Below are 13,579 nucleotides of genomic sequence, written 5' to 3' on the forward strand. Positions count from 1 at the left end.
CGATGCGCGCTCACCCGCCTCCGTGCAGGTTGACCTTCTGCCCCGTCACATAGTCGGCTTCGGCCGACACGAACCACGCCACCGCGTTCGCCACATCGTCGGGCGTCGAGACCCGCCCAAACGGCGATTGGGCCGCGAGTTCGTGGATATCCGCCACGCCGCGGGTCGCCTTCGCCAGCCGCTCGCCCATGTCGGTGACGGTCAGCCCGGGCGCGACGATGTTGACACGGATGCCGTTCGCCCGCTCCTCCTTCGACAGGGTCCGCGCCAGCGACTCCGCCGCCGCCTTGCCCATGTTGTACGGCGCGCCGAACGCCGCGTCGTAGAGCGTGGCGACGCTCGAGATGAAGACGATGTCGCCCCGCCCGCCGTCCTTCGCCCGCGCGCGCATCGACGGCAGCACGAACTTCGACAGCCAGTGCGGCGCCAGCGCATGCGTGCGCACCACCCGCTCCAGCTCGGCCGGCTCGGTGTCGGCGACCGAGAGCCCGCGGCTCGCGATCCCGGCGTTGTTGACCAGGATGTCGACCCCGCCGAAGTCCGCGACGACCGCCTCGACCATCGCGGCGCACTCCTCGACCCGGTCGACCGAGGCGCCATAGGCCTTGGCGGCGCCGCCCGCCGCCTCGATCGCCGCAACCGTCTCCGCCGCGGCGTCGGCGTCGCGGCGATAGTTGACCGCCACCGTCGCGCCGTCCTTCGCCAGCCGGATCGCGATCGCGCGTCCGATCCCGCGCCCGCCGCCCGTCACCAGCGCGACGCGCCCATCCAGTCCGCTCATGCCTTGCTCCTCGAATAATCCGGCGGCCGCTTCTCGAAGAAGGCCGCGATCCCCTCGCCGAAATCGGGCGAGGTCGCGCACAGGATCTGGTTGCGATCCTCCATCGCCACCGCCGCCTCCAGGCTCGGCGCGTCGATCGCCATGCGTAGCGCCTCCTTGGTCAACCGCAGCCCCATCGGCGAGGTCGTGAGCATCGACTCGATCAGCGGCGCGGCCGCCGCCTCCATCTGGTCGTCCGGCACCACCCGGCTCACCAGCCCCGTCTGGAGCGCCCGCTCGGCAGTGATGAAATCGCCGGTCAGCAGGAACTCCGCCGCAACGCTCGCCCCCACCAGCCGCGGCAGGAAATACGATACGCCGATATCGCACGCCGACAGGCCGATCCGGATGAAGGCCGCATTCATCCGCGCGCTCTCGCCGGCGATGCGGATATCGCTCGCCAGCGCCATCGCGAACCCGCCACCGCATGCCGGGCCGTGGATCAGGCTGACGATCGGCTGGGGGCAATAGCGCATCGCCATCACGATCTCGGCGATCGAGCGCTGATGCCGCAGCCGGTCGATCGTATCCATCTCGCCGCTCCGGCGTTCCTGAAGATCGAGTCCGGCGCAATAGGCTCGCCCGGCCCCGCGCATCACGACGACGCGGACGTCGCGGTTCTTGCGCAGCTCGTGGAAATAGGTGGACAGCTCCTCCACCATCGCATCGTTGAGCGCGTTGAGCCGCTCCGGCCGGGCGAGCGTCAGCCACTCGACCTCGCCGCGCCGCTCCACCTGGATCGTGGTGCGCATGTCCTCTCCCTCTTGCTCCGTAACCTTTGTTACGGCAGACCCGCCCGAAAGCAAGCGAGAGGATCGGGCATGAGCTACGAACAGATCATCTACGAGGTCGCCGACGGGATCGCGACGATCACCATGAACCGGCCGGACAAGCTCAACGCCTTCACCGGCACGATGATGACGGAGATGATCGACGCCTTCGACAGGATCGACGCCGACGACGACGTCCGCGCGGTGATCGTCACCGGCGCCGGCCGCGCCTTCTGCGCCGGCGCGGATCTGTCGGCGGGCGCCAAGACCTTCGACTACGACAACCGCACTGATCGCCCCGAAAAGGGCGGCGGCAAGGTCGCGCTCAGCTACGAGATGGAGGAAGCCCGCGACGGCGGCGGGCGGCTGACGCTGCGCATCTTCCAATGCCTCAAGCCCGTGATCGCCGCGATCAACGGCCCTGCGGTCGGCGTCGGCTCGACGATGACGCTGGCGATGGACATCCGCCTCGCCAGCGACACCGCGCGGATGGGCTTCGTCTTCGCCAGGCGCGGGATCGTGCCCGAGGCGGCGTCGTCGTTCTTCCTCACCCGCATCGTCGGCATCGCCCAGGCGCTCGAATGGTGCTACTCCGGCCGCGTGTTCGACGCCGCCGAGGCGAAGGACGGCCGCCTCGTCAGCCGCGTCGTTCCCGCCGACCAGCTCCTCGCGGAGGCGACCAAGCTCGCCCGCGAGATCGCCGACAACACCGCCCCCGTCTCGGTCGCGCTGACCCGCCAGATGCTGTGGCACGGCCTCGGCTTCCAGCACCCGATGGACGCGCACCGCGTCGACAGCCGCGCGATCCTCGCCCGCGGCCGTTCGGGCGACGCGAAGGAAGGGGTCACCTCCTTCCTCGAGAAGCGCCAGCCGAATTATCCCGACAAGGTCTCCAGCGACATGCCCGACTTCTATCCCTGGTGGGAGGAGCCGGCGTATCGGTGAGGGTCAACCTCCGTCCGTGCCGAGCGAAGTCGAAGCTCCTTCCCGCGCGTCGGGAAAGCCGTTCGACTTTGGCGGGCGGCGCCGAAGCTGTCCTGAGCGGCTGGCTTGCCTGCCAGCCGAAGGGCGCAAGGCGAACGGATGTGAGATGCTGGCCTCAGCCGGCCCGCTCCACCGCCTCCAGGAACCGCTGTACCCCGTCGGGCATGAACGGCTTCTCCAGCACGGGTCGTCGCACCTCGTCCAGGAACCGTGCCACCGCGGCGCCCAGCGTGTCGCCGGTCGTGAACGCCATCCGCGTCAGCAGGTGCGGCCGCTCCGCCGCCACCCAGGCGTGGAGCGCAGGACCGTCGACCCCCGGCATCCGCAGGTCGCTGACGATCAGATCGTAATCCGTCGCGGTCAGCCGCTCGATCGCGGCCGCGCCGCCGACCGCGACCTCCGCCGCATAGCCTTCTAGCGACAGGAAATCGCCGAGCGACTCGGCGATCTCCCGCTCGTCGTCGACCACCAGCGCGCGCCGGAGTGGCCCCGCTTCGACCACCGGCGGTTCCGGCACGGCCGCCGGCGACCCCTGACCTTCGTCGATCGGCAGCGTCAGCCGGAAGCACGCACCGACCCCCGACGGCGCCAGCTCCAGCCGCCCGCCATGCGCCTCCGCCAGACCCTGTGAAAAGGACAGCCCGACACCCGTTCCCTGGCCCTGCGGCTTGGTGGTGTAGAACGGCTCGAAGATGCGGCGGCGGAGCGCCTCGGGGATGCCCGGCCCGGTGTCGGCGATCTCCAGCACCACCGTCTCCGCCGCTCCGCGCCGGGTCCGTACCGTCAGGCGTCGCTCGGCGAGCGCCGCGCCGCCCATCGCCTGCTGCGCATTGACGATCAGGTTGACCACGATCTGGTGAAGCTGGTCGGAGTCGGCGGAGATCAGCGGCAGATCGACCGCGAAGTCGCGCTCGGACGCGATCCCGTCCGAGCGTAGGCCGTAATCGGTCAGCTCCAGCGCCGCCGCGGCGACGCCGTTCAAGTCGACCGGGCGCCGCTCGGGCGTCTTCTGCCGCGCCATCGCCAGGAAGGTCTGGACGATGCGGGCGCAGCGATCCGCCGCCTTGCGGATCTTCCCCGCGCGCTCGGCCAGCGGGGTCCCCTGCCCCTGGCGCTCCATCATCACCGCCTGCGCGACGACGATCGACAGCGGATTGTTGAGCTCGTGGCTCACCCCCGCCAGCAGCGAGCCGAGCGCCGACAGTTTCTCGGTCTGGTAGAGCGCCTCGCGCGACCGCGCCAAGGCGGTCTCGGCGCGGTCGCGTTCGGTCACGTCGATCGTAAAGCCGCCGGTCTTGGTCTCCCCGCCGGGCACCGCGATCGGGAACACGACCGCGAGCAGGGCGGCATGCTCGTCGCGGTCGGCGAAGCGGAACTCGGTCGACGCCGGACGCCCGGCGAGCGCCTCCGCTTCCAGCGCGTCGACGCGCTGGGCGACCGGCGGCGGCAGGAACTCTCGCGCCCTGCGTCCGACGACGCTCTCGACCGGCACCCCGATCTGCCGCGCCAGCTCGGGGTTCATCATCAGATACCGGCCCGCTCCGTCGCGCAGGTGCATCCCGAGCGGTGCGTTCTCCATGAATGCCGCGAGCAGGGCCTCGCTCTCGCGCCGGCGCTGCTCGGCCCGCGCCCGCGCGACCACCGCCCAGGTCCGATCGGCCAGCTCGCGGATCAGGTGGCACTCGGCGTCGGTCCATTCGCGCGGGCCGGTCTCTTCGACCGACAGCACCGACGCGATCCGCCCGCCGTCGATCATCGGCACGCTCAGGAACGCGCGGCACGCCACCGCGTCGTAGAAGCCGAGATTGCCGCCGTCGAACCGCGGATCGACGTGCGTATCGCTCACCCGCACCGGCGTGCCGGTCAGATAATCGGCGAGGACCTTCTCGCCGAGCGCCTCGGTCGCGAACGACTGGTAGACCGAGCCCACTCGCCCGTCCTGCCATGCCTGTTCGACCGTCAGCGAGCGTCCGTCCTCGCCAGCCTTCGCGTAGGTGGCGCGGGCCACGCCCAGGTGCCGGGCGAGCTGATCGAGCGTAGAGGCGATGATCGCGTCGGGATCGACGAGTGCGCGAACGCCGTCGCTCCAGGCGACGAGGAACGCCTCGCGCTGCGCCTGCTCGTGGCGGCCCGACAGGTCGACCATCGTCCCGCACCAGCGGCGGACCGCGCCGTCCTCGCCGCGGATCGGGGCCGACTTGCTGAGGAACGGGCGGTAGGGGCCATCGCGTCCGCGCATCCGCACCGTGATCTCGACCGGCTCGCCCGACGCGATCGCCGACGCCCAGGCCGCCACCGCACCGTCGTGGTCGGCAGGGTGCAGGACGCGCCCGATCGCCCCGAGCGCGGTCTCCGTCCCGCCGAACATCTCGTGCCAGGCGCGGTTGCCCCAGATCGGACAGCCGGTCTCGTCGGCGAGCCAGCAGAGCGCGGGGACGTTCTCCGCCAGGGTCCGGAACTGCTCCTCGCCTTCGCGCAGCTGCGTCAGCGTGCGCAGATGCTGAAGCGCGCCCCACAGCCGCTCGCCCGCATGGGCAAGCGTGACGACCTCCTCCTCGGTCCACCTGCGCGGTGCGTTGTGGATCGCGTTGAAGACCGCGACGAGCCGGCCGTTGTCGATCACCGGCACGCCCAGGCAGGCGCGCGCGTGCTCGGCCTCCAGATACGCGCGCTGCTCGTCGTACCACGGCTCCAGCGTCACGTCGGGAGCGATCAGCGTGCGGCCTTCGGCATACATCCGCGAAAAGGTGTCGCGGCGGTCGAACGGGCGTCGCTCGGCGCGGCTCGGGACACCGTCGACCCAGTCCGCCGGTACCGTCATCCACGCGCCGGTCTCGTCGATCTCGCCGTACCCGACGCGGACGACCCCGAGATAGCGCCCGATCGTCTCGGCGACGATCGCGATCAATCGGTCCGGGTCGGTCTCGCGCGCGAACTGCTCGGAGAGGAACAGGCGAACGGCCGGGGCCGACCCGATCAGGCCGGGCGGCATGCGGGCAAGGTCGTCACGCGCCATACTCCGGCGACGCTAGCAGCGCCGCCGATGCGCCACCATGCGAAGGAGCCCGCCGGCGGCCGGCGCGACGACGCCTTCGTCGCCGCTTCGTCGCAAAGCGTCAGGCCGCGAGCGCGGGCTGCGCCCCGGCGAGCATCGCCCGCCAGTTGTCGATCGTCATCGCGCCCACATATTGGCGCTGCATCTCGGGGGTCAGCACCTCGATCATCCGGGCGCCCTCGACGAAGATCTCGATCACTCCGAAGACGCCGCCGCGCAGGCAGACCTTCGCCGGCCAGCCCTCGCGCCGGCAGATCGCCAGCACCGCGTCCGCGTCCATCGTGGTCCCCATCGCGAAGTGCGTCGCGGAGCGATCGCCGCCGCGTCCGATCAACCCGAACGATCCCGCCGCGCCCGCCGCCTCGCGAAGCTCGGTCCCGCGCGGATAGACTTCGACGATCGTGCCGCGGTCGTCGCCCGCGAACGCGACCCACGATCCCTCGATCACCGCCGGGAACGGCATCGCCGCGCCGCCCCACAGCTCGGCGAGGACATGGGCGACATGGGCGGGATCGCCGGCGTCGATCGACAGATGAAACAGCATGGAAACCTCCTCTGGTGAGAGGAGGCGTGTGGCCCGCCGACACCGCCCGTTCACGCATGCTGCGGCGGAGGATCGGCGAAACGGCTTCGTCGCGCCCGGCGACGCCTTGGTCGCGTCACGCGAACGCCGCCGCCTTGCGCAGCTGCTGGTAGGCGGCGATCACCTTGGCGAGCGCGGCCTCGTGACTGCGGTCCCCGCCGTTGCGATCGGGATGATAGCGCCGCACGAGATCGCTGTAGCGCCGCCGCAGCGCGCCGCGATCGGCATCGACCTCCAGCCCCAGCGTGCGCAGCGATTCGCGATCCGCGCCGGACAGCGGCCGTCCGTCCTTGCGCTCCGCCGTGGCCGCGCGCCGGTCCGCGAACCGCGCGCCGATCGCGTCGAGCGGGTCGGCGAAATCGGCCCAGCGCGGCGGGCGGTCCACTCCGCCGTTCGAATAGACGCGCGTCGCCTCCCATCCCGCCATCGGCCGCTGCGCGTCGTGGATCTCGTCCGCGCTCATCCCGTCGAAGAAATTGTAGCGCTGGTTGAACGCCCGGACATGGTCGAGGCAGAACCATCGGAACGGCGGCGGGCGGTCGCCGCGCACCGGGCCGTCCGCCGGCGGCGCGCGGAACTCGCCGCGCTCCTCGCATCCGGGCTGGTCGCACACGCGACCGCTGTTCTCGATCCGGCCGTGAAACCTCGCGTTCGGCCGTTCCTTCTTCTCCGTCACCCGGCTCCCGCTCCGCGCAAAGCAGGCTATATGGTGGCGATGACCCAGACCGCCACCACGCCGCTGACCGAAACCATGGAGGCGCGGCTCCGCGCCGCGCTGTCCCCGGCCGCGCTCACCGTCGTCAACGAAAGCGCGCAGCACCGCGGCCACGCGGGCGACGACGGCACGGGCGAGACGCACTTCCGGGTCGACATCGTCGCCGATGCGTTCGCCGGCCGGTCGCGCGTCGCGCGCCAGCGGCTCGTCAATCAGGCGCTCGCCGATCTGCTCGCCACCCGCATCCATGCGCTCGCGATCCGCGCCCGCGCGCCGGGAGAGGCGTGATGGCCTACAAGCTCTGGTACTGGCCTCACATCCAGGGACGCGGCGAGTTCGTCCGCCTCGCGCTCGAAGCCGCGGGCCTACCCTATGAGGATTGCGCGCGCGACCGGGGCGTCGAGGCGCTGATCGCCGATCTCGATGCGCGGGCGGGGCGGACGCCGTTCGCGCCGCCGTATCTGGAAGACGACGGGATCGTCGTCGCGCAGGTCGCGAACATCCTCCTTTACCTCGCCGAACGCCACGATCTGGCGCCGACCGAACTCGGTGGGCGCACCTGGGTTCACCAGCTCCAGCTGACGATCGCCGACGCGGTGGGCGAGGCGCACAACGTCCACCATCCGGTCGCCGTGATGGCCTATTACGACGAGCAGAGGCCCGAGGCCGCGCGCGCCGCCGCGCAGTTCCGCGCCGAGCGGATGCCCAAGTTCCTGGGATGGCTGGAGGAGGCGGCGCAGGCCGGGGGCGACTGGCTCGCGGGGGATCGCTGGAGCTACGCCGACACCTCGCTGTTCCAGCTGGTCGAAGGGCTCCGCTACGCTTTCCCGAGGCGGATGGCGGCGATCGAGGGCGAATACCCGAACGTCCTCGCGATTCGCGACCGCGTCGCCGAGCTGCCGGGCGTCGCCGCCTATCTCGCCAGCGACCGGCGGATCGCCTTCAACGAGGACGGCATCTTCCGCCATTATCCCGAACTTGATGGCGACGAGTAGGACGCCTCGCCCGGCGGCACGCATCCTGCTGGTCGACCGCGCCGGCCGGCCGCTGCTGTTCCGCTTCGACGCCGCCGACCGTGCGCCCTTCTGGTGTACGCCCGGCGGCGCGCTCGATCCCGGCGAGAGCTATGCGGAGGCGGCGCGCCGCGAGCTGTTCGAGGAGACGGGAATCGTCGCGGATCCCGGCCCCGAGATCTCCCGGCGCACCGTCGAGTTCCTGACCCTCGAAGGCGTCGAGGTCCGCGCCGACGAGCGCTGGTTCCGCGTCGATGTCGACGCCCGCGACATCGATCCCGCCGGCCACACCGAGCTCGAACGCCGCGTCATGACCTCGTGGCGCTGGTTCGAGCGCGCCGAACTCGCCGGCTGGCCCGAGACCATCTACCCCGACGACCTCCTGACCATGCTGGAGCAGACCGATGACCCGTGACGAGCTGTTCGAGATCGTGCTGACGCCGGTCACCCACGATCTCGGTGGGTTCAAGGTCCACCGCACGCTTCCCGCCAAGGCGCGGACGATGATCGGGCCGTTCCTGTTCTTCGATCAGATGGGTCCCGCGCACCTGCCGCCGGGCGAGGGGATCGACGTGCGGCCCCACCCGCACATCAACCTGGCGACCGTCACTTACCTGTTCGACGGCGCGATCGGCCACCGCGATTCGCTCGGCACCGACATCGTGATCGAGCCGGGCGCGGTGAACCTGATGACCGCGGGCACCGGCATCGTCCATTCCGAGCGCTCGCCGGCCGAGGTCCGTCCCGCCGGTCCGCCGCTCTCGGGCATCCAGACCTGGCTCGCGCTTCCCGACGGCCGCGAGGAGATCGACCCCGCGTTCGAGCATGTCGCTGCCGCCGACCTGCCGGTGATCGACGCGCACGGCGCGACCGCGCGCGTCATCATGGGAGATCTGTGGGGCGCGCGCTCGCCGGCCACAACCTACGCCGGCACGATCTACGCCGACATCGTCCTGACGCCCGGCGCGTCGATCCCGATCGACGCCGCTGCCGACGAACGCGCGATCTACCTGGCGGAGGGCGAGGCGGAGCTGGAGGGCGTCCCGCTCGTCGCGATGCAGCTCTACGTGCTGCGGCCCGGCGTCGCGGCGACGCTGCGCTCGGCGAGCGGCGGCCGCGCGATGCTCGCCGGCGGCGACGCCTTCGCGACGAAGCGCCACGTCTGGTGGAACTTCGTGTCGTCCTCGCGCGAACGGATCAACGAGGCCAAGCGCGCGTGGATGGCGGGCGAGTTCCCGAAGGTCCCGGGCGACGACCAGGAATGGATCCCGATCCCGGAAGCGCCGAAGACGGTGAGCTATCCGTAATCCCTCTCCCGTGGGAGAGGAGGGAGGCGCGAAGCGCCGGACGGGTTAGGACAGCGCCGCGGCAAAGCCGCGTCGTCGGACGGCGCTTGAGCGCCGCCGACCGTGCCGGGCGCTGCTTGCTCCGCAAGCAACGGGGCGAACGCAGTCGCCCCTGCGCCCGTCAGTACATATGCTGCCCGCCGTTGATCGACAGCGTCGAGCCCGTCACGAACCCGGCCTCCTCGCCGACCAGGAACGCCACGCCGCGCGCGATCTCCTCGGCCTTGCCGAGCCGGCCGACCGGGATCTTGGCGACGATCTTCGCCAGCACGTCCGCGGGCACCGCTGCGACCATGTCGGTATCGATATAACCCGGCGCTATCGCGTTGACGGTGATCCCGAACCGCGCGCCTTCCTGCGCCAGCGCCTTGGTGAAGCCGTGGATGCCGCTCTTGGCCGCCGCGTAGTTCACCTGGCCGTATTGCCCCGCCTGGCCGTTGATCGAGCCGATGTTGACGATCCGGCCCCAGCCGCGCTGCTTCATCCCCTCGAACACAGCCTTAGCCATCGTAAAGCAGCCGCCGAGGTTGGTGTCGATCACCTCGTTCCAGGCCTGCTTGTCCATCTTCATCAGCGTGCCGTCGCGCGTGATGCCGGCGTTGTTGACGAGGACGTCGACCGCCCCGACCTCCTCGGTCACCTGCTGGACGCCCGCCTGCGCCGCATCGTAATCGCCGACGTCGAACTTGACGGTGCGAATGCCGGTCCGGTCGCTGAACGCCTTGGCGCGCTCGTCATTGCCCGCGTAATTGGCGACGACGGTCATCCCCATGTCCTTGAGCGCGAGGCTGATCGCCTCGCCGATGCCCCGGGTGCCCCCCGTCACGATCGCCACGCGCGCCATCACACCTCTCCGTCCCGATTGCGACCCGAGGCTATTGGCAGTCGACCCAGCCCGCAAGCTCCGTTGCAAGAATGCTGCGCAGCATGGCGACACCGACGGGCGAATCGTTGAGGCAGGGCAGATAGGCGAAATCGGTCCCGCCCGCCTCGACGAACGATTCCCGCCCGCGGATCGCCAGCTCCTCCAGCGTCTCCAGGCAGTCCGCCGAAAAGCCGGGCGCGATGATCGCGACGCGCGTGACGCCCCGGCCCGGCAGCGCCTCCAGCATCGTGTCGGTGGCGGGCTCCAGCCACTTCGCCCGGCCGAAGCGCGACTGGAAGGTGACGATCACCTCGCGTCCCAGCGCCTCGCCCAGCAGCCGCGCGGTCTTGCGGCAATGGCAGTGGTATGGGTCGCCCATCTCCAACGTCCGCTGCGGCATCCCGTGAAAGCTGGTGACGAGCGCGTCCGGCACGAACGGCAGCGCCGCGATCCCCGCCTCCACCGAGGTCTTCAGCGCCGCGATGTAGCGCGGGTCGTCGTGGTAGGGGGGCAGCGTCCTGAGCGCGGGCTGCCAGCGCATCGCCGCCAACTCGGCGAACGCCTTGTCGTTGGCGGTCGCGGTCGTCGCCGCGCAATATTGCGGATAGAGCGGCGCGAGCAGCACCCGCTCGCACCCCGCCTCCTTCATCGCCGCCAGCCGCTCGCCGATCGAAGGCCGGCCGTAGCGCATGGCATAATCGACGACGACGCCCGGCCCGAAGGCGCCGTCGAGAGCCTTCGCCTGCGCCTTGGTGACCGCGGCGAGCGGCGAGCCGTCGTCGCGCCAGACCTGCGCATAGGCCTCCGCCGACTTCTGCGGCCGGGTCCTGAGCACGAAGCCGCGCAGGATCGGCTGCCAGGCGATCCAGGGCAGCTCGACGACGCGCCGGTCCGACAGGAACTCGCCCAGGTAGCGCCGCACCGAGGCGACGTCGGGCGCATCGGGGGTGCCCAGGTTGATGAGCAACACGCCGACCTTGCGGGGCGGGATCGGCGGATGGTCGGCGGGGATCACGAGGGCACACGTAAGGGGAGCGCGCGCAGCCGCAAGCCCGTGGCGGAGCGAACCGCGTTCGCGATCGCCGGCGCGACCGCCGGAACCCCCAGTTCCGCGGCCCCGCCCGGCGGCTCGTCGCTGGCGATCAGCTCGACCGTGATGTCGGGCGTGTCGGCAAGGCGGGGCAGATGGAGCGCGCTCGGCACGGCCGCGCCGCCTGCGTAGGACTGCGCCGCCCCCAGCGCGGCCGCCATGCCGAACACCAGACCGCCCTCGATCTGCTGGCGCACCAGATCGGGGTTGATCGCCCGCCCGCAATCGACCGCCGCCACCAGGCGGTCGACCGCGATCCGGCCGCGCTCGACCCGCACCTCCGCCATCACCGCGACGAAGCCGCCACGCATCGCATGACAGGCGATCCCCTGGCCGCTCCCGTCCGCGCCACCGCCCCAGCCGCCCAGCGCCGCCACGGTCTGGAGACAGCGCGCGAGCCGCGGCTGTCCCCCCAGCATCGCGAAGCGGAACGACACCGGCTCGCTTCCCGAGCGGTGCGCGAGTTCGTCGACGAACGACTCGGTGAAGAAGCACGTGTAGCCGTCCGCGCCGCCGCGCAACCGCCCGGTCGCGACGCCGATCTCGGCCGGGTGGTGGTCGATCGCATAGGCCGGAATGCGGTAGGGCGGGATCGCGCCCGCCACCGCCGTCGCATCGCTTATGGTCGCCAGCACCGCGCGCAACGGCAGCCCCCCCGCAAGCCGCCGCGGCAGGTCGCGCCCTGTCGACGGCGCGGCGATCTTCGTCTGCCAACCGAGGATCATCCCCGCCGGCGACAGCCGCGCCGCCATCCGCGCCATCGCCGGCGCGCGGACCCGATCCTGACGCGACGCCTCCCGCCGGCTCCAGGTCACCTGCACCGGCCGCTTGAGGTCGTGCGCCAGCACCGCCGCCTGCGCGATGACATCGCTCTCCAGCGCCGCACCGAACGAGCCGCCCACCATCTGCGGGTGGATCGTCACCGCGTCGGGCGACACCCCGATCGCGTCGGCCGCGGCGATCCGAGCGGCGTTGGGAGCGTCGCTCGCGATCCACACCTCCAGCCGCCCCGCACGCCAGCGCGCGGTCGCCGCCGGCGTCTCGAGCGCGGCATGGACCGCCGGGGCCGCGCGGTAATCGGCGGTGAACAGCTGCGCGCCCTCGAACGCGGCGCCGAGATCCCCCGCCGAGGCGATCCGGACGCCGTCGCCCGCGAATGCAGCAGTGAGCGCACGGTCCGTCGCGGCGTCGTCGATCGGCGGCCCGCTGGTCACGAAACGCGGCGCGAGGGCGGCGATGCCACGATTGGCCGCCCACCAGGTGACGCCGATCGCAGCCGCCCAACGATCGGTCTCGACCACCTGGATCACCCCGGGAACACGGTCGGCCGCCGCCGTGTCGGTGCGCCGCAAGCGGCTGTTCGGGGCGGGGCCCGCGGCGACGCTGGCGAACACCATGTCGGGCAGGCGGATGTCGCCGGCGAAGTTCGCCGATCCGTCCACCTTCGCCGGCGCGTCGAGCCGCGGGAGCGACTGGCCGGCCAGCCTGTTGGTGGTGCGCTGGCGATACGGCAGCGGATCGGGCGCGGTCTCCTGCGCCGCCCCCGCTGCAAGGTCGGCGAAGCGCAGCCGCCGCTTGCCGTGGGTGACGAAGCCCGCGGCCGTGTCGCAGGCCGTCCAGTCGACGCCCCAGCGCGCCGCCGCCGCCTGCATCAGCAGCGCGCGCGCGGTGGCGCCGCATGCGCGCAAGGGGGCCTCCAACATCCGCACCGAGGTCGACCCCGCGGTCAGCATCCACGTGCCCCGTCGCGCCGCCTCGGCCGCGATGGCCTCGGACAGCGGCTCGCCGAACAGCTCGCGCGCGGCGAGCGGGTTGGCGTAGAGCGGGTTGACCGGCGCCGCTTCGACCCCGACCGTCCGCCAGTCCGCGCCGAGCTCGTCGGCGACGATCTGCGGCAGCGCGGTGTAGACGCCCTGTCCATGTTCGGTCTGCGGCACCGCGACGGTCACCTGCCCGTCCACCCCGATCTTGAGGAACGCGCCGAACGCCGTCTCGCCCTGCCCCACGGCCAGGTTCGGCGCATAACTCCGCGGCCAGCCCGCCCACAGCACGAGGAGGCCAATCCCGGCCCCACCGCCGATAAAAAGATCACGGCGGGTCACCATTGCGGCGGGTCGGTAAGAAGGTGGTTCACGCGACGCTCGCGACCAGACGATAAGAGCGCGAAGAAGAACAGAGATGATGAATGCGGCGCTTTGCTCTTCCGAGCGCGTCAGCGCTCTCGTCGTCAAACCGTGGCTTGGGGACAACCGCTCGACACGAGCCGAACCTCATAGCGTCCTTCTCTTCTTCTTCGCGTCCTTCGCGTGAACCACCTTCTTCTTCTTCTCTATCGCTC

At 71.3% G+C, this 13,579-nt stretch carries 13 protein-coding genes; 5 read left to right on the forward strand and 8 right to left on the reverse strand.

Annotated elements, in window-relative coordinates:
• Nucleotides 1–10 precede the first annotated feature (10 nt).
• Together AC4GYY_RS11285 and AC4GYY_RS11290 are read right to left on the reverse strand one after the other, a co-directional pair.
• Nucleotides 11–781: an SDR family NAD(P)-dependent oxidoreductase gene (locus AC4GYY_RS11285; protein WP_491120619.1), complete on the reverse strand. Its 771-nt coding sequence runs from the start codon at nt 779–781 to the stop codon at nt 11–13.
• Nucleotides 778–1,572 carry an enoyl-CoA hydratase/isomerase family protein gene (locus AC4GYY_RS11290; protein WP_491120620.1) on the reverse strand — a complete coding sequence of 265 codons (795 nt, stop codon included), beginning with the start codon at nt 1,570–1,572 and terminating at the stop codon, nt 778–780. The genes AC4GYY_RS11285 and AC4GYY_RS11290 overlap by 4 nt, the downstream gene beginning before the upstream one ends.
• Before the next feature lie 69 nt (nt 1,573–1,641).
• Here AC4GYY_RS11290 and AC4GYY_RS11295 point away from each other — a divergent pair, with 69 nt between their 5' ends.
• A complete protein-coding gene (locus AC4GYY_RS11295; RefSeq protein WP_491120622.1) occupies nt 1,642–2,535 on the forward strand; it encodes a crotonase/enoyl-CoA hydratase family protein in 894 nt (297 codons plus the stop codon).
• A gap of 154 nt (nt 2,536–2,689) precedes the next feature.
• On the opposite strand, the gene AC4GYY_RS11300 is transcribed toward AC4GYY_RS11295, so the two are convergent.
• The 3 genes from AC4GYY_RS11300 to AC4GYY_RS11310 form a co-directional block, all read right to left on the reverse strand.
• Entirely contained in the window at nt 2,690–5,590 is a 2,901-nt protein-coding gene (locus AC4GYY_RS11300; RefSeq protein ID WP_491120624.1) for a GAF domain-containing protein, read from the reverse strand.
• 100 nt (nt 5,591–5,690) lie between these two features.
• On the reverse strand, nt 5,691–6,173 hold the full coding sequence (locus AC4GYY_RS11305) for a hypothetical protein (protein WP_491120625.1): 483 nt from the start codon (nt 6,171–6,173) through the stop codon (nt 5,691–5,693).
• A gap of 115 nt (nt 6,174–6,288) precedes the next feature.
• Nucleotides 6,289–6,843 (reverse strand): J domain-containing protein, encoded by a 555-nt coding sequence (locus AC4GYY_RS11310; protein WP_491121202.1) that lies wholly within the window; start codon nt 6,841–6,843, stop codon nt 6,289–6,291.
• Nucleotides 6,844–6,927: 84 nt separating this feature from the next.
• Between AC4GYY_RS11310 and AC4GYY_RS11315 the strand changes: the two genes are divergently transcribed.
• From AC4GYY_RS11315 to AC4GYY_RS11330, 4 genes are read left to right on the forward strand one after another with little or no spacing between them, the layout of a single operon-like run.
• On the forward strand, nt 6,928–7,215 hold the full coding sequence (locus AC4GYY_RS11315) for a BolA family protein (RefSeq protein WP_491120626.1): 288 nt from the start codon (nt 6,928–6,930) through the stop codon (nt 7,213–7,215).
• A complete protein-coding gene (locus AC4GYY_RS11320) occupies nt 7,215–7,922 on the forward strand; it encodes a glutathione S-transferase (protein ID WP_491120628.1) in 708 nt (235 codons plus the stop codon). Before AC4GYY_RS11315 ends, AC4GYY_RS11320 begins: the two co-directional genes overlap by 1 nt.
• Nucleotides 7,909–8,355 carry an NUDIX hydrolase gene (locus AC4GYY_RS11325; protein ID WP_491120630.1) on the forward strand — a complete coding sequence of 149 codons (447 nt, stop codon included), beginning with the start codon at nt 7,909–7,911 and terminating at the stop codon, nt 8,353–8,355. The genes AC4GYY_RS11320 and AC4GYY_RS11325 overlap by 14 nt, the downstream gene beginning before the upstream one ends.
• Entirely contained in the window at nt 8,345–9,247 is a 903-nt protein-coding gene (locus tag AC4GYY_RS11330; protein ID WP_491120632.1) for a pirin family protein, read from the forward strand. Before AC4GYY_RS11325 ends, AC4GYY_RS11330 begins: the two co-directional genes overlap by 11 nt.
• A 160-nt stretch (nt 9,248–9,407) precedes the next feature.
• Here the strand turns inward: AC4GYY_RS11330 and phbB are convergent, their stop codons facing one another.
• Genes phbB through AC4GYY_RS11345 form a run of 3 tightly spaced genes read right to left on the reverse strand, consistent with a single transcriptional unit; the run spans nt 9,408 to nt 13,346 of the window.
• Complete coding sequence (gene phbB / locus AC4GYY_RS11335) at nt 9,408–10,130, reverse strand: acetoacetyl-CoA reductase (RefSeq protein WP_491120634.1); 723 nt, start codon at nt 10,128–10,130, stop codon at nt 9,408–9,410.
• Nucleotides 10,131–10,161: 31 nt separating this feature from the next.
• The gene (hemH, locus tag AC4GYY_RS11340; protein ID WP_491120636.1) at nt 10,162–11,166 is read right to left on the reverse strand and encodes a ferrochelatase; all 1,005 of its coding nucleotides are present in this window, start codon (nt 11,164–11,166) and stop codon (nt 10,162–10,164) included.
• Nucleotides 11,163–13,346, reverse strand: coding sequence for a xanthine dehydrogenase family protein molybdopterin-binding subunit (locus AC4GYY_RS11345; protein ID WP_491120638.1), 2,184 nt, complete (start codon nt 13,344–13,346; stop codon nt 11,163–11,165). Before AC4GYY_RS11345 ends, hemH begins: the two co-directional genes overlap by 4 nt.
• Nucleotides 13,347–13,579: the final 233 nt, after the last annotated feature.

This window comes from Sphingomonas sp. SP6 (assembly GCF_058313435.1).